14 protein-coding genes are annotated in these 15709 nt (G+C 62.6%); all 14 read right to left on the reverse strand.

Annotation, left to right across the window (positions count from 1 at the left end; all coding sequences use genetic code 11):
* Positions 1 to 12: 12 nt before the first annotated feature.
* Positions 13 to 648, reverse strand: coding sequence for an SPOR domain-containing protein (locus tag PCJ49_RS24740; RefSeq protein ID WP_269909566.1), 636 nt, complete (start codon positions 646 to 648; stop codon positions 13 to 15).
* A complete protein-coding gene (locus PCJ49_RS02550) occupies positions 645 to 1394 on the reverse strand; it encodes a hypothetical protein (RefSeq protein WP_269909567.1) in 750 nt (249 codons plus the stop codon). Before PCJ49_RS02550 ends, PCJ49_RS24740 begins: the two co-directional genes overlap by 4 nt.
* A gap of 81 nt (positions 1395 to 1475) precedes the next feature.
* Positions 1476 to 1865: a DUF4280 domain-containing protein gene (locus PCJ49_RS02555; protein WP_269909568.1), complete on the reverse strand. Its 390-nt coding sequence runs from the start codon at positions 1863 to 1865 to the stop codon at positions 1476 to 1478.
* Between the two features lie 3 nt (positions 1866 to 1868).
* Complete coding sequence (locus PCJ49_RS02560) at positions 1869 to 2480, reverse strand: hypothetical protein (protein ID WP_269909569.1); 612 nt, start codon at positions 2478 to 2480, stop codon at positions 1869 to 1871.
* A gap of 12 nt (positions 2481 to 2492) precedes the next feature.
* A complete protein-coding gene (tssI, locus tag PCJ49_RS02565; RefSeq protein ID WP_269909570.1) occupies positions 2493 to 4505 on the reverse strand; it encodes a type VI secretion system tip protein VgrG in 2013 nt (670 codons plus the stop codon).
* Positions 4502 to 7156, reverse strand: coding sequence for a type VI secretion system ATPase TssH (tssH, locus tag PCJ49_RS02570; RefSeq protein WP_269909571.1), 2655 nt, complete (start codon positions 7154 to 7156; stop codon positions 4502 to 4504). The genes tssI and tssH overlap by 4 nt, the downstream gene beginning before the upstream one ends.
* 67 nt (positions 7157 to 7223) lie before the next feature.
* The gene (locus PCJ49_RS02575) at positions 7224 to 8375 is read right to left on the reverse strand and encodes a hypothetical protein (protein ID WP_269909572.1); all 1152 of its coding nucleotides are present in this window, start codon (positions 8373 to 8375) and stop codon (positions 7224 to 7226) included.
* 10 nt (positions 8376 to 8385) lie between these two features.
* Entirely contained in the window at positions 8386 to 9402 is a 1017-nt protein-coding gene (locus tag PCJ49_RS02580) for a DUF4157 domain-containing protein (RefSeq protein WP_269909573.1), read from the reverse strand.
* A gap of 109 nt (positions 9403 to 9511) precedes the next feature.
* Positions 9512 to 10570, reverse strand: coding sequence for a type VI secretion system baseplate subunit TssG (gene tssG / locus PCJ49_RS02585; RefSeq protein WP_269909574.1), 1059 nt, complete (start codon positions 10568 to 10570; stop codon positions 9512 to 9514).
* A complete protein-coding gene (gene tssF, locus PCJ49_RS02590; protein WP_269909575.1) occupies positions 10534 to 12363 on the reverse strand; it encodes a type VI secretion system baseplate subunit TssF in 1830 nt (609 codons plus the stop codon). Before tssF ends, tssG begins: the two co-directional genes overlap by 37 nt.
* Positions 12353 to 12928: a GPW/gp25 family protein gene (locus PCJ49_RS02595; RefSeq protein WP_269909576.1), complete on the reverse strand. Its 576-nt coding sequence runs from the start codon at positions 12926 to 12928 to the stop codon at positions 12353 to 12355. The genes tssF and PCJ49_RS02595 overlap by 11 nt, the downstream gene beginning before the upstream one ends.
* Before the next feature lie 62 nt (positions 12929 to 12990).
* Entirely contained in the window at positions 12991 to 13491 is a 501-nt protein-coding gene (locus tag PCJ49_RS02600) for a type VI secretion system tube protein Hcp (protein WP_089287014.1), read from the reverse strand.
* 83 nt (positions 13492 to 13574) lie between these two features.
* Positions 13575 to 15053, reverse strand: coding sequence for a type VI secretion system contractile sheath large subunit (tssC, locus tag PCJ49_RS02605; protein WP_269909577.1), 1479 nt, complete (start codon positions 15051 to 15053; stop codon positions 13575 to 13577).
* Positions 15054 to 15129: 76 nt separating this feature from the next.
* Entirely contained in the window at positions 15130 to 15633 is a 504-nt protein-coding gene (gene tssB, locus PCJ49_RS02610; RefSeq protein ID WP_153205662.1) for a type VI secretion system contractile sheath small subunit, read from the reverse strand.
* Between the last annotated feature and the right edge of the window lie 76 nt (positions 15634 to 15709).

Consider the following 15709-nt stretch of genomic DNA (forward strand, 5'->3'; position numbering starts at 1 on the left):
CCAGCCGGCCGTTCACGGGGCCGGTTTCGGCCAACTGACCACGCGGGCCGCCAAGCCGGTCGCCCGCGCCGCCTCAATGGCCAATTGATGGGCCGTCTGCTCATCCGGCAGCGGCCCCAAGGTCACCACATGCCAGGGCGGCATACCGGGAAAGCTGGCCGTCACCGTCTCCGCCGTGAAACCTTGTTTCTTCAACTGGGCCACCAGATCGGCGGCAGCCGGAGCCAGCAGGAACCGCGCCACCTCTACCGAGATGACACGGCTGGAAAGCGGCAGCTCCCCGGGCCCCTGTGCCGCCAGTGCCTGGGTCGCCAGGGGGCCCAGCGGGGTGCCCGGCACATCCGTCACCGCCCCGCTGCGCAACCCCTTCACCATCGGGCCACCGGACGCGGCATCCGGGCTGATGGTCGCCGTCTGCGTTGGTGGGACGCTGGTGGCCTCAATCGGTGGTGTCGGTGTGGTGGCGGTTGTTGCGCCGGGATGCGGCACCACCCCACCCGGCGCCGCTGTGCTGTGCGCGGCCTGATTGCGCCCTTCCTCTGGCTTGTCCGCCAGGGACAGCCCGACCAGCAGCCCGGCCAGAAAGGTCAACAGGCCGAACAGGGCCGTTCCAGCAATGATCCATAAGGGATGCAGGCGCGGTGTCACCGCGCCCTCCCCGGCGGGGCGGGCGGCGGGGCCGCCTGTGGCGCCGGCGGGGGGACGCTGCGGGTGGGCGGGGCGGCCGCGTCCGGTTTGCCGGCCGCAACCACCGGCTTGGCCGGGTGCGCCTGCGGTTGTCGCAAGGGGGCGACGGGCTTCTGCGCTGTTTCCTTGGGTGCGGCCTTCACCGCCCGCGTCGGCTTCACCGGTGCGGGGGCCACGGCGGCTGGTTTGGCCGGCTCCGGAACCTTCGGCTTTTCTGGTTCAAGCGCCTGACGCTGGTCACGGAAAGTGTTGCGCTGCATCCCGATGCCGCCCATCTGCAGGCGCTGCCACGGCGTGAAACGGTCTTCCGGCAGATTGGCCTGGCCACGGAAAGCGGCGATGGGCTGATAGGTGCCGGAATAATTGCTCCACCAATCCAGCGCCCCATTATCAAACCGCATGGTGCCGGCATAGAGCACCGGCCGGCCAGCGGCGATGGCGGCATGGCCGGCCTTGGCCGAAACCAGGGTTTGCGATTGCGCCCGGGTCTGGCCTGCCACGCGCACGAAATTATAGGTGCCGTTGGGCCGCACCATCACGCCCCGGTCGGGCTGGCGCAGCTGGAACATGTCCTGGGCGGCCTGAACCAGCTCCTCCCCCGCACTCACCCGCGCGCCACCCTGCTGGGCAGTGCGGATGGCATCGAAGGTCTTCATCGGCTGGGCGACAGCGCCTTGCGGCGTAAAACGGCGATTGGGCGGGCTCATCTTCACCCCTTGCGGGTAGCTATCCTATAGTAGCGGAGGGAGCATTCCGCTTCAACCATGGCAGACTTTGAGGGCAAGGGATCAGGGCACCTGCACCGTTACCTGTCCGGCAAAATTGATGGAGATGACCCCGCCCCAGGCGCACATGCATTTGGAGCTGTTATTCAGTGCCGGCATATTGCCGATCAGCACGGTGGGCGCACCGGGTGCCCAGGGGGCCACCGTTACGGGCATACAGGGCATGGGCGTCAAGGCCCCCATGGCAGCGGCCGTCGCCGCGATCACCATCGGATTGGCCATGCTGTTGCACATGGCGAAGGGCGGGATATTCAAGCCGGGGGCAAAATCCATGATATTGGCGGCGCACGGCCCGCCCGCCATGGTGCGATTGATCGGCAGCACGGACAGGGCCGCCGGGGCCGCCCCGAAATTGCATTGCAGCAACGCCCCTGCCACCACCTGCTGGCCCATCGCTTAGCCCCCTTTTCCAAACAACCGATCCATCAGGCCCGGCTTGCTGGCCGCCACCTGATCACCCAGCGGGTTCTGCCGCACCCCATCGACATAAAGGACGCGTTCCAGCACCTGACCGGCCGTATCATAAACGATCAACTCGCCGCTCAGCACGCCATCAACATAGCTGGCCTTCTGCCGCAATTGTCCGCCTGGATGGTAATCCAGCGCCTGGCCTTGCAGCAGATCATCCTGATAGGTTTCCACCCGCATGGGCCGGCCATCGGGATAGAAGATGGTGGCCGTGCCATGCTTGCGCCCGGCCAGAAAGGGGGTGATGGCCACCTTGCGCCCGGCGGGGTCAAAGGAATGCACCTCCCCCGCCAGCAGCCCATCCTGATAGGTCATTTCCAAGGACAGCCGCCCCGCCTGCCAGATGGTGGCCGGCCCATCCAGCACGCCCAGACGAAAAGACTGCCTTGTTTCCGGTCGCCCCTTGGCGTCGAAAATCTCCATCACCCCATCCAGCAACCCGTCACGCAGGGTGAAACGGCGGCGCAGCGTGCCCGCCGCGTCAAATTCCTCATACAGGGCCGGTGCGCCGGCATCGGGGGCGGGGTCCGCCTCAGCCATGCTGCATCATCCTCAATTGATCTTCACCAGGCCGCCCTTCAGGGTCAACATGCCACCGCCATCAATGGTGCCGCTGGCACTGCCCTTCACCTCTGCCGATACACCCCCTTGCAGGGTGGCGCCGACATCAGCCTTGGCTGTGACATTCAGCCCCTTCACCGTGGCATCGGTGCCGGCCTGCACGGTGGCTGCTGTGCCGGCCTTCACCGTCGCTTCGGTACCGGCCTGCATCGTAGCACTGGTGCCCCCCTTCAAAGTGATGGAACCACCGGCCTGGATGGTGATGTTGCCATTCACCTTCAAGGTGAAATCACCCGTTACGTTCCAGGTCACATCGGCCTTGCTGGTATGGGTCTCATCGCCTTCCACCGTCACCGCCCGCGTGCCCTTCACCGAATGGGTCTCCTTGCCCTTGGCCACTTTGGTGGTCAGGTCGCCTTCGGAAATGGTCAGCGTGTCATTGCCCTTGGTGATGGTGGTGGTGCGGTTGCCCTTGTCGATGGTCAGCAGATCGTCCGCCTCATTGATCGTGGCCTTGCGCTGGTTCTTCACCAGTTGGGTGAAGTCCTTTTCGGCCTGCAGGTAAACTTCCTCCTCCCCTTTCTTATCCTCGAAGCGGAATTCATTGTACCCGCCGCCCCCCTTGGAGACGTTGGATTTCACCGTGCTTTTGGTCTGGTTGTCCGGCAGGGCATAGGGGACGGGCTGTTCGCCATTATAGACCGATCCCGTCACCAGGGGCCGGTCAGGGTCGCCCTCCAGGAAGCTGACCACCACCTCCTGCCCGATGCGGGGCAGGAAGAAGGAGCCCCAGTTCTTGCCCGCCCAGCCCTGGGCCACACGCACCCAGCAGGATGAATTTTCATCCTTCTTGCCTTCCTGGTCCCAATGGAACTGCACCTTGATGCGGCCATGCTTGTCGGTCCAGATTTCCTCCCCCGCCTTGCCCACCACGATGGCCGTCTGGGTGCCGGCGATGCGGGGGCGATGGGCGTTGCGCGGCGGGCGGAAGGTGGCGCTGGCCGGCAGGGCGGCGAAACTGTTGCTATAGCTGCCGAACCGGGCCTGATGATCCACCTGATGCAGCACATAGGCGGCATTGGCTGCCGATTTGGGATGGCCGGACAGGGTGAATTTCAACCCCGCCGCCATGGCCCGCACCGACCCGGTGCCGCTGGCCCGGCTGGCCGGCACTTCCAGTTCGGCCAGCCGGATCTTGGCCAGGGCGTCGCCCTGGCTTTTCTTGCTGTACAGGCCGGGATACTCATAGACCTGTAATTTGCCCTTGCCGGACACGCTGGTCTTCAGTTCCGTGGACGGCGTATCGAAAGCGAAATCATCGGCCTGATACTTGCCGCTGACCATCATTGTTTCGATGGTGAAACTTTCCACCCGGTCCAGATCGACCCAGCCCTTTTCCGCCGGCAGCGGGATATAGGGCAGCGTCGCCGTGCCGGGAATATTGCTGTGGGCGGAGGCATCATCGGCCAGCACCAGCGTATGTTTGCCATCGGCATGGGTGAAGAACCAGAAGATGCCTTCATCTTCCATCAGCCGGCAGACAAAATTCAGTGCCGTTTCATTATATTGCACACAATATTCACGTGCCTGATATGTGGCCGTCAAACTATCCTTGAAATCGCTGAAGCCCAGATCGCTGAAAACCGCTTTGATGATCTCCGGCGCTGTCTTGTTCTGGAAGATGCGGCAGCCGCTGGTCAGCGATAATTGCCACAGCCAGGGGCGCAATTGCAGCTGACAGGTGCTTTCCATCTGCACTGCCCGCACACAGACGCCGTTGATATAGCGTTTGGCCCCGTCCGGGCCGATCAGCGTCACCGTCGGCGACTGGCCAATCAGGCTGGACAGGTCGGTATCGGCCGTTTCCGCCGTGGCGGTAATGTCAAAGCTGAACAGGGAACAGACTCCCTCCTGCCCCGTCAATTCACGCAGGACCAGCTTGTCCTTGCCCAGCGATGTCGACAGCGACAGCGACTGGCCCCCCTGCGTCCAGGCATCACTCATGCGCCTTGCTTCCCAAACCGAACCACCAGCCCGGCCCCGGCCGGATCGGTGGCGACATGCACCAGATCAATGGCGGCCCCATTGGCCAGCCTTTCCAGCACCTCCCCCGATAATTGCGGCAGCAGGTTATTGGTCAGGATCTGGTCAATAGCCCGCGCGCCCGCATCCGCCGCCCGGCAGCGGGCGACGATATAGGCCACCACAGCCTCATCATAGGTCAGTTCAGCCTGATAGGCATCGGCCATGCGCGCCTGGATGCGGGACAGTTTCAGCCGCACAATCTCCCCCAGCCGGGCCGGCGGCAGTGGCAGATAGGGCACCACCACCATGCGGCCCAGCAGGGCCGGCTTGAAATGCCGCACCAGGGCGGGGCGGATCGCCTCCACCAGCATCTCCGCCTTGGCCCCGGCGGCGGCGCGTTCATGGATGATCTCGGCCCCCAGATTGCTGGTCAACAGGATCACCGTGTTCTTGAAATCAACGGGAACGCCCTCGCCATCCTCCAACACACCCTTGTCGAACACCTGATAGAACAGTTCCAGCACATCGGTATGGGCCTTTTCCACCTCGTCCAGCAGCACCACGGCATAGGGGTTGCGGCGCACCGCCTCCGTCAGCACCCCGCCGCGGCCATAGCCGACATAGCCGGGCGGCGCCCCCTTCAGGCCGGAAACGCTGTGCGCTTCCTGATATTCCGACATGTTGATGGTCACCATGGCCCGCTCACCGCCGAACAGCAGGTCGGCCAGCGCCAGCGCCGTTTCCGTCTTGCCCACGCCGGACGGACCGACCAGCAGGAAGACGCCGGTGGGTTTGCCCGGTTCGGCCAGGGAGGCGTAATAGGTCTGGATGCGCCGGGCCACGGCGTCCAGCGCATCTTCCTGCCCCACCACCCGTTCCGCCATGCGCTGGCGCAGACTGCGCACGGCGGCGATATTGTCGGTCAGCATCCGCCCCACCGGAATGCCGGTCCAGCCGGAAACAACGGCGGCAACGGCGCGGTGATCCACCGACAGCGGCACCAGGGTTTCATCCTGCTGGATCTGCTCCAGTTCCAGCCGCAACCCTTCCAGATCGTCTAGCGCTTTGCTGAAATCAGCCCCGCGCAGGGTGCCGGCGGCCAGCCTCTCCTCCAGCTCCCGCACGCGGGCGGCCAATGCCGCCTCCTGCCCCCAGCGCTGGCGCAGCTGTTCCAGCCGATCCTGGGCCTGTGCACACCGATCTTCCAGCGCCTCTATCCGCTCCCCATGGTCGCGGCCGCGCGCCTTTTCACGACCCAGCAGGGCGATTTCATCGGTCAGTTGCCGCACCTCACGCCGTGCTGCCTCCAGCGCTGGCGGCTCCCCATTCTGGGCGATGGCGACGCGGGCGCAGGCAGTATCCAGCACGCCGATGGCCTTGTCCGGCAATTGTCGGCCGGTAATATAGCGGTGGGACAGGCGAACGGCATCGGCCACCGCCTCATCCAGCACGCGCACACCGTGATGTGTCTCCAGCTTGGGCACCAGCCCGCGCAGCATGGCCACCGCCGTTGCCTCGTCCGGCTCATCCACCTTCACCACCTGGAAGCGGCGGGCAAGGGCGGGGTCTTTCTCAAAATATTTCTTATATTCGGCCCAGGTGGTGGCGGCGATGGTGCGCAATTCGCCGCGCGCCAGGGCCGGTTTCAACAGGTTGGCGGCATCGCCCTGCCCCGCCGACCCGCCGGCCCCAATCAGGCTATGCGCCTCATCAATGAACAGGATGATGGGACAGGCGCTCTGCGCCACCTCCTGGATCACCCGTTTCAGCCGATCCTCAAACTCCCCCCGCACCCCGGCGCCGGCCTGCAACAGGCCAAGGTCAAGCGACAGCAGCCGCACCGGTTTCAGCGGCGGCGGCACCGCCCCTTCAACAATGCGCTGGGCCAACCCCTCCACCACCGCCGTCTTACCGACACCGGGATCGCCGGTCAGGATGGGGTTGTTCTGCCGGCGGCGCATCAGCACATCGATCAACTGGCGGATTTCACCATCCCGCCCCACCACCGGGTCGGACTTGCCTGCCCGCGCCTGGGCTGTCAGATCAATGGTATAGGCATCCAGCGCCGGGCTGGGCTGGGTGGCAGTGCTGGTCAGGATGGGGTTGTTCATCACTTTGGGTGATGCAGTGGGCAACGCCGCCCCCAGCCCCGGCATATCCTCCGCCGATCCCTTGATCAGGTCGGGCAAATCGTCGGCCAGCCGCCCGCGCGGGATTTTCGCCAGCAGCGGCACCGGCTCCAGCAGCAGGCCGCGCAGGGCATCATCGTCCAGCAGCGCCTTCAGGATGGCGCCCGAGCGCACCAGCGGGGCCGACAGATCCAGGCTGGAGACCAGCCAGGCCGATTGCAGCAGCCGCACGATATGGTCGGAAAAGGCCGGCGTGCGGCTGTTACCGCGCTTCAGCCGGTCCAGCGTGGCCGTCAGCTGGGCCTGAAGCGCGCCTGTGTCGATCTCATAATAGCGCAGGATCGGCGGCAGATCGCCATCCCCCTGCTCCACCAGTTTCAGCAGCAGATGCTCAACCTCGACCGCGAAATGCGTCTGCGCCAGACAAAGCTGTGCCGCCCCCTCAAGCGCCCGCTTGGTGGAGGGGTTCAGGCGGGCGATCAGGGTGGCGAGGGTGGACATTGAGGAATCGCTCAATTGGTTGCAAAATGCGCCACAGATGGAAAATCTACAGCATGTGGAACCCCATTCATTCTCCATCCGAAGAATAATCACTTACATCTTCATAGTCATCATCATCATCTAATTTTCTTACGTATTTTACGTTACTTACACCTTTTTCTCTTTTTTCCATTAAATTATCATATGCTTTAAAATAATCTGTATCTGTTTTTCTATTTCTTCTTGCAGCCAATATCCTTTTACGATGACCTGACTGGAGCAAACCCAATCCAGTAATAGACATAACCATATCCCTATCAATTAAATCATATGCATTGTCATCGTCCTTTTTGTTTGAAAGGCCATCTGGCATAATTATATCAACATTATTTCGATATTTAACAACCATATTCTCTATATCATTATTCAAATTTGTAACTTCCTTAGCAAATCTATCCGCCACAACATTCGCGATGCACTCAGCCAAAAGCTTCCGCCGGTAATTACTCGCCCCCTCTCCAGAACCATGAAGTTCTTTCAAGAAATTTCGCAGCAGTGTTGTCTCTGATGTTTTCAACTGGGTACCTGTAAAATTTTTGCATTGTATAAGCTTTATTATATTCCCTTTAAAGGCAATTAAATCCAATCCAGCAGAATTGTTTTTAATCGTATTGAGGTCAACAACATAAAATCCAGACATATTCAAACTTCTACGAGTATATTGCTCAAGAGACTCCCCTTTAATTTTATTAACCGGATCAACACTCGATTCCATTCTTTGCTGAAGATGGATAACAGTTTTCTTGTATATATCAGAATGCTGGAACCCAAAGTTATCGTCTGAAGATTCATTCATTTCACTTATTAACACTTTTTTCTTGGAAAATTCCTCAGAAATATTATCATAACTTGAGCTTCTTTTCATCATTTGAATAGTATTGTTATGTTTTTTAGGAACTTTGCCTTTGATTAAAAATGACTGATTTTGTATATTTTTTGCAGCGCAAAAGGATTTTTTTTGTAGATCCAATCTCTCTTGACTGCCTTTCGCGGCAAAAGGTGCAAAAATCCCTGAAGACGGATTTTTCTCTTTAAGTTGTGTTACTGTACCCTGTGTACGAATAGGGGCTAAGGGCGGTGGTGCAAAAACTCTCGCCGCTCCTGCCTGTGGTTTGGATTGGGCAACAGTATTTATGCCGCGTATCGGTGCAAAAGGTGGCGGCAAATGCTTCTTGGTCATTACGATACCCTCAAATCTTCCGATACCATTCGCGCGGGCTGGCCACCCTGGCGCCACTGAAATCATCCACGCCCGCCGCCCGCGCCACATCCATGGCGAAGCTGCTGCACTGGTTGCGGGCAAGGCTGAACTGGACGCTGCCCTTGCTGTATTCAGCCACCTTGCCCATGGCCTGCTGCGCCTGTTCAGCGCTGATGGCATAGGCGCGGGTGCGCACGCCGGGTTTGCTGAAAGCGCCGTCATCGCCATGCACCTTGCCCGGCACACCGGCTGTCAGGCGGCCCAGATCACGTTTCGGGTCCATGGTGCTGAACCCGGCGGGGGAAAAGCCGAACGCCTCCCGCTTGCCGCCGGGCCGTTCAATAGCCACAAAACCATGGCCCGCCATGGCGTCCGGCAGGCCTTTGTCCTGATGCAGATAACCGCCGACGATCAACCGATACCCACTGCCCTGGGCCTTGGCCCCCGGCTGGGCGGCCTTGGGCTGCACGGGGGCGGCAACGCCAGGGCGGGCGAGGGTAGCGGGCTTGGCCTGCACCGTTTCCGGCAGCCGGTGGCTGGCGGCGCGCTGGCCCATCCGGTCGGCCTCTGCCTCCAGATGGTGATCCTGCACGACGGCGATGCCATTGCCGAACGGGTTACGTACCCGGCCGGCCCGCTGCTGAATCACATGAGTCAGTTCATGCCCCAGCAGGGCTTGGCCCTGCGGGCTGTCCGGGTTGTACTGGCCGGGGGCGAAGTAAAGGCTGCTGCCCATGGTGAAGGCCAGGGCGCCGATGCTGGGTGCTTCCGGCCCGACATGCACCCGCACATCAGAGAAGTCGGCCCCGAAAAAACTCTCCATCTTCGTGCGCACCGCATCCGGCAGAGGGCGACCACCGGCGGAAGGGCGCAGCAGGCCCGGCGGCAATTGCTGCGCATCCCCCCCTGGGCCGCCAGCGCGCTGTTGTACCAAACCCGTGCCGGGTTTCCCCGTCAGGCGCGGCCCTGGTCCCTGGAAACGCCCCTGTATCACGCGACCAGACATGGAGACCCCACCAGCAGAGGTAGCATCTTTTCATTCACCCATAGCAACGCATCAACGTCAAGCAAAGCACAGGGTAATCGTCCCGCAATCGAGGTTGAAACAGCCATATTTATCCCCCCTCGCCCGGCCGGATGGTCACCACCATCTCCCGTTCCGGCGACCGCCCACCCAACAGGGTGGTGCGCCCCAGCGCCCGGCCGGAGGCACGTTTCAGGTGCAGTTTCGGCACCTGATCCCCCCGCAGGCGCAGGCGCAGCGTTACCTCCAGCTGCGGGCCAGCATGGAAGGCCACCAGGGCCAGCAGTTCCCGCAAGGCACGCCTGCCCGGCATGAAGGAGAGGTAGTGGCGCAGGCCCAGCGGCCCCAGCTCCACCAGAATGCCCGCCGCCTGATCCCATACCCGCGTGCCCAGCACGGCCCCCCGACCCAGCCGGGTGCTGTCGGCCGCGCGGCCCAGGCGGCTATGATCCTCCGGTTCCAGCGCCATCCAGTTGCCCTGCAGGGGATGGATGCGCACCGGCAGGCCGAAATGCCCCGCCAGCAGCCGTTCCAGCCCGTGCTGGCTGGCCGGCTGGCGGTTCAACAGGCCGGCGAACCGGTAAAGCCCCCGGTCCGCCACCGGCAGCCGGCCTTTCAGGGCCGGCGTGCCGATACCGCAGAGGGCGGCGGCGAATTCCGCCAGATTGGTCTCCCATGGCGCCAGTCCGGCCAGTTCCGGCCGGTGCGACCGGCGGGACCGCATCTGGATGGAAACCAGCCGATGGTTGAACAGGTCCAGGAAATCACGCATGGCGAAATCGCCCGCCCGCGCCCGCTCACTCACCCATTCCGCGATCGGCTGCGGCAGCGGGCCGAAGGAACCGGCCAGCCCCAGCAGGCTCTGTCGCAGGGTATAGCGCACCCGGCCCGAGGGGCTGGCCTGCTCCTTGATCTCCTGCACCTGCCCGCCGGGCAGCACCACGCCCAGCGATGACCGAAACCGGATCACCTCTGCCGCGGCGTCATTGCCGCTGGCCGGGGGTATGAAGCCGCGCGCATGGGCGCGCGCCGCCTTGCGCGCGGCATCCAGTTCCAGGATGCGGACCGCCTGCAGCGCCTCAAACCGGCCGGGATCGGCCAGCAGCTGGCGGATCAGAGAACGTTTCGCGCGCCAACCCGGGCCGGCCATGTCTTCCACACTCCATCACGCTGGCGGCTTTTCAGCACCAGCTGGGTAAAGCTGTTGATCCCGGCATAAAGCGCCAGGAATTGGTCCAGCACGGTGGCCAGCAGAAAGGCGCTGCTGCCGATGAACTGGGTTTCATCCAGGGTCAGCGTCACCTCCGTCCCGCGCACAAAGCCGCGCCAGGCCTCACTGCCGATGCGGCGCACCAGGGGCCGGGCCGACAGGCTGTAAAGCCCCGCCGCCTGCTGCTGCACCTCTGCCCCGCCGCCATGGCCATAAAGGATCAGGATTTCGCGCAGCGCCCGCAGCGATGCCTCCGGTGCGGTCGCATCACCCAGGGAGAGCTGGTTCAGCGACAGGGAAGAGACCAGCTGCCACAAAGTCTCCCCCTGCTGCGGGGCGGCGATCTGCCGGGTGGGCCGGTTCAGGCAGCTGACCCGCGCCACCGGGGCATCCACCTCCAGATTTAACAGGGTGCCGGGGGCCAGCTGTTCCGCCATGCCCCGGCTGGTGCAGAGCGTATGGGCATAGAGCGTCTGAGACGGCGGCTGACCGGGATCGAGTTTCAAATCCACCAGCGACAGCCAGATATCGCTACCCGGCATATCGGCCCGCACCGCCGGCCGGCGGCGGGCGATCCAGAAACAATCCGCCCCGGCACGGGCGGCGTTATGGTCATAGGAGAAGAAGGGCCGCACCAGCCGGCTGTCATCACCGGGATTGCTGACACTGGACAGTTTGGTGATGGAATGCACCTCGCACGACCGTTCCCAGCGGCTGTCCGGTGTCAGCTTATATTCCACCTGGGTCTGGTCCAGCCGCACCGGCTCGCTGGTTTTCGGAAACAGGTTGATGATGGGGGTGCAATTGGTGCGCACCTGGATACGGTCCAGTCGCTCGGCCCGGTCGGGTACCCGGTCCAGCAGGAACAGCAGTTCCGCCTCCTGCCCCGCCGGCCAGCCCGACAGGCCCGCCATATCGATGAACTGGAATTTCTGCGGGAAGCAGAAATATTCCCGGATCAGCCGATAGGCCTGATGGCTGTGGCCGGGGAACGGCAACACATCCTCATCCTCCGCGAACCCGACCGGCCGTATCGCATCGGCCGGCAGCCGGGTGATGGCAGCCGCATCCCCCGGCGCCTTCAGCACCACGCTGTGGCAATTATTCAGCAGCAATTCATAGAGGATGCCGGCCAGCATCGGCTCCCCATCCAGATAGAAACGCAGCCTGTCCGGCTGCATCTCGGCAAAGGTCAGGGTGCCCAAGGCCCGCAGCCGCAGGCGCAGCACCCCCGCCGTCGCCCCCAGCCGGGCCAGGGTGGGGAACCGTTCGGGCATCTGCAAATCCATCCCCGCCACCTCCACCGGCCAGAGCCGGAGCGGATAGCAGCTGCGGAAATGGCAGGTCAGGCCTTCCTGCGTGCTCTGCGCGAACAGGGCGATATTGTCGGGCAGCTGGAAGCCCAGGGCGGCGCGGGCCTGCCCGGCATCCACCTCAAACCGGGCAATCGCCATGCTGGGTACCGGCGCCACCAGCTGGGGATATGTCGCCTCCAGCAAGGCCGCCGGGATCAGCGGGAAATCGGCATCCAGCGTGCGCTGGATGCGCGCCGTCAGAAAGGCGAAGCTTTCCAGCAGCCGCTCAGTATGCGGGTCGCGGCTTTCATGGCCGTTGAAATCCAGCCGGCCGGCCACCTTGGGATAGGCGGCGGCAAATTCCGCCCCTTCATTGCGCAGGTAGAGCAGTTCGCGCTCATAGGCCTCGAACAAGGCGTCGGCCTCCTCACGCGGCATCGCTGCCTCCCATGCCGTCACGGATGATGACGGGAAAATCCACCGGTTCAATGCGGCCGTCCAGCCGGATCTGTCCGCTGATCTCCACCAGCAGCGATTGGCGGTCATGGCTTTCCGGCAGCACGCTGAACCAGCCGCCCAGCCGGCGCAGCTGCTGGTTGGGGGTCAGCCGTGCCGCCCGTTCCGACCATTCGCGCATGAAGGCGGCGCGGCGCGCCCCATCCAGCCGGTGCAGCCGGACCTTTGGCGCGATCAGCCTTGGTTCAAACGCGGCAATTGCCACCGCCAGTTCCCCCACCAGCTCGGTTTCCCGTTCATTGTCAAAGGGCTGGAAGGCGGACAGGTCGGGCACGCCATAATCCAGCACGGTGCGGGCACGGCCGCCCAGGGCCGCGCGGGGGCGCGGCAGGCGGGTGTTCAGCAGCGACGATATCTCCGCCGCGATGGACAGGATCAGCCCATCGCGGTCCAGCGAGGGCGCGCTGCCATCGCCATCGGCGATACCATCGACCAGCCGTTCGAACAGGGGCACCGGGGCGCCGGGAAGAAGTCTGGGTCCACTCATGCCGGGCCTTCAGGAAGGGGCCGGCAGCGGGCGGACATCACCCGCCGCCGGCCAGCTTCGCGTTACGACACTTCCTGCTTGATCAGGTCGTGCTTGACCGGCTGCGCACCTTCGCCCGTGCCGTCATCTTCCTTCTGCGGAATGTACTTATATTCGACGATGGCATAGCTCAGCGTGATGGTTTCAACCGGGATGTCACCGGTGCCGCCACCGATGGAAACATTGGAGACGATGATCTTCTCCATGGTGATTTCCAGATATTTCACCGGCTTATTGTCACCATTGGCACGGTAGGCACAGAAGACGCCCTTGGCGATGTGCTTGCCGCTCCAGCACATTTTCAGCAGATCGTCGCTGGAGGCGTCGATATATTTGGTGAAGCTGAAATCGGAATGGTTGGCCTGCTCCACCGTGCCGCCACCGGCACTGCTGCGGGTCGGCGGGGTGGGCTGGTTGAAGGAATGGCTCCAGGACAGAACCTGGATTTCTTCCTTATGCGAACTGTCGGTGCACTCACCCTTGATATCCGGGGTGGTGAGCTTCAGGAACATATTGCCGGCCATGGCAATTCTCCGTCTGAAAGGGTCGCGCTGCGATCAGGGATAGGCCCGGCCGCCAGGATCGGCGGCCGGGTGATGGCCATGGATCAGGCCGCCGGGGCCGCCGGCAGTTCCGCCACCAGACGGATGGAAGCCGTCAGCTCCTCCAGCTGGAAATGCGGGCGCAGGAACACGGTGGCGCGATAGCAGCCGGGCTTGCCCGGCACGTCATAAACATCCACACGGGCTTCGCGCAGCGGGTATTTCGCCTTCAGCTCGTGCCCGGCATCATCCTTGCCCAGCACATAATCCATGATCCAGGTATTGAGGAAGCCCTGCACCTCCTCCTTGGTCATGAAGCTGCCGATCTTGTCGCGCATGATCACCTTGATATAGTGGGCAAAGCGCGAGGCGTTCAGCACATAGGGCAGCATCGCGGAGATGCGGCTGTTGGCATTGGCACTGTCGGTATTGTACTGGCGCGGCTTGTTGGCGGTCTGGCCGCCGAAAAAGGCGGCGTAATCCGTGCCCTTGCAATGGACCAGGGAGATGAAGCCCAGGTCATTCAGCTCCTTCTCCCGCCGGTCGGTGATGGCGATCTCCGTCGGGCATTTCAGCGCCACGTCGCCCTCATCGGTGCGGAACGTGTGGGTCGGCAGGCCATCGACCTTGCCGCCACCTTCCACGCCGCGGATGGCGGCCGTCCAGCCATATTTGGCATAGGCATCGGTGATGCGCTGGGCCAGGGCATAGGCGGCATTGCCCCACAGATATTTCTTGTGGTCGCGGCCGTCCGTATCCTCCACAAAATCAACGCCTTCCACCGGCACCGTGTTGGGGCCATAGGGCAAGCGCAGCAGCATGTGCGGCAGCACCAGGGAGACATAGCGGCTGTCTTCGCTGTTGCGGAAGGACCGCCACTTCACCAATTCCAGGCTCTCGAAAATCTTCGACAGGTCGCGCGGCACCCCCAGCTCGGTGAAGCTGTCCATATCGAACAGGCGCGGGCTGGCCCCGGCGATGAACGGCGCATGGGCCGCCGCCGCCACGTTGGAGATCAGTTCCAGCAGCTTGGTATCGGCCGGGTGGCGACCGAATTCATAATCGCCGACTAGCATGGAATAGGGCTGGCCGCCAAACGTGCCATATTCCTCTTCGTAGATCTTCTTGAACAGGGCGGACTGGTCGAACTCCACCGCCTTTTCCAGGTCCTTCAGCAGGTCGGCCTTACTGATATTCAGCAGGCGCAGCTTCAGCTTGGTGCCGGTTTCGGTGTTGAACACCAGATAGCCCAGGCCGCGCCAGGCAGCTTCCAGCTTCTGGAATTCCTCATGATGCAGGATTTCGTTCAGCTGGTCGGAGAGAAGATCGTCAATCTGGGCGATCTTGTCATTGATCATGGCAACGACATCACTGCCGACGCTGCCACCCTCGGCCAGCACGGAATTGACGAATTCCGCCACCAGATCGCGGGCAAAGCCGCGCTGGCTTTCATCGCGCGCCAGCTTGCCTTCCACGATAATCTTGTCGAGCAGGGTTACCGACGCAGTCTCGGCAACAGCCGCGTTTTCCTCAGTCTCAGCCATTTTTTAGCCTCACGGGGAATGGGTCGGGTGCCGGATCGGGCACCTTATGGCGTTTTCTTTGGGGGACTGGGGTGCCTTAACCGGCGCTGCCCAGCTGCTTCTTCAAGGTCGACTGGTCCTCAGTGTTGCGGACCACTTGGTTCAGCAGGCTGTCCAGCTCATCATTGCCGTCCAGCTTGGTCAGCAGGTCGCGCAGACGCTTGCGGGCATCCAGCAGCGCCTTCAGCGCCGGCACCTGCCCCATCACCTCCACCGGGGAGAAATCATCCAGGTGGGAGAAGGTCAGTTCCACCGCCAGCTGTTCGTCGCTGTCCTTCACCAGCTTGTTCGGCACGCGCAGCGCCAGACGCGGCGTCGCAGCCGACAGCACTTCGTTGAAATTATCACGGTCGATTTCAACGAATTTACGATCCTTCACCGGCGGCAGCGGCGTGGCCGGCTTGCCCGACAGATCGGCCATGACGCCAACAATGAAGGGCAATTCCTTCTTCTCGATCGCACCGCCATTTTCAACATCATAGGTAATCTGGACGCGCGGCGGGCGAACCCGGCTGAGCTTCTGCTGTGTACTGTCGGCCATTTATTTGCTCCTTCCGTTGAGGGGCCGGGTTGACACCGCGCCCGCGACTTTCAGGGAGATGACTGAACCATAACAA

It is taken from the genome of Niveispirillum sp. BGYR6 (assembly GCF_027568365.1).
Taxonomy (GTDB): Bacteria; Pseudomonadota; Alphaproteobacteria; order Azospirillales; family Azospirillaceae; genus Niveispirillum.

Coding starts and splice junctions, on each gene's coding strand:
- PCJ49_RS02575 (WP_269909572.1), bottom strand. CDS start 8,375: ATGACCAAGAAGCATTTGCCGCCACCTTTTGCACCGATACGCGGCATA.
- tssB (WP_153205662.1), bottom strand. CDS start 15,633: ATGGCCGACAGTACACAGCAGAAGCTCAGCCGGGTTCGCCCGCCGCGC.
- PCJ49_RS02580 (WP_269909573.1), bottom strand. CDS start 9,402: ATGTCTGGTCGCGTGATACAGGGGCGTTTCCAGGGACCAGGGCCGCGC.
- PCJ49_RS02555 (WP_269909568.1), bottom strand. CDS start 1,865: ATGGGCCAGCAGGTGGTGGCAGGGGCGTTGCTGCAATGCAATTTCGGG.
- PCJ49_RS02600 (WP_089287014.1), bottom strand. CDS start 13,491: ATGGCCGGCAATATGTTCCTGAAGCTCACCACCCCGGATATCAAGGGT.
- tssF (WP_269909575.1), bottom strand. CDS start 12,363: ATGCCGCGTGAGGAGGCCGACGCCTTGTTCGAGGCCTATGAGCGCGAA.
- tssI (WP_269909570.1), bottom strand. CDS start 4,505: ATGAGTGATGCCTGGACGCAGGGGGGCCAGTCGCTGTCGCTGTCGACA.
- PCJ49_RS02560 (WP_269909569.1), bottom strand. CDS start 2,480: ATGGCTGAGGCGGACCCCGCCCCCGATGCCGGCGCACCGGCCCTGTAT.
- tssC (WP_269909577.1), bottom strand. CDS start 15,053: ATGGCTGAGACTGAGGAAAACGCGGCTGTTGCCGAGACTGCGTCGGTA.
- PCJ49_RS02595 (WP_269909576.1), bottom strand. CDS start 12,928: ATGAGTGGACCCAGACTTCTTCCCGGCGCCCCGGTGCCCCTGTTCGAA.
- tssH (WP_269909571.1), bottom strand. CDS start 7,156: ATGTCCACCCTCGCCACCCTGATCGCCCGCCTGAACCCCTCCACCAAG.
- PCJ49_RS02550 (WP_269909567.1), bottom strand. CDS start 1,394: ATGAGCCCGCCCAATCGCCGTTTTACGCCGCAAGGCGCTGTCGCCCAG.
- tssG (WP_269909574.1), bottom strand. CDS start 10,570: ATGGCCGGCCCGGGTTGGCGCGCGAAACGTTCTCTGATCCGCCAGCTG.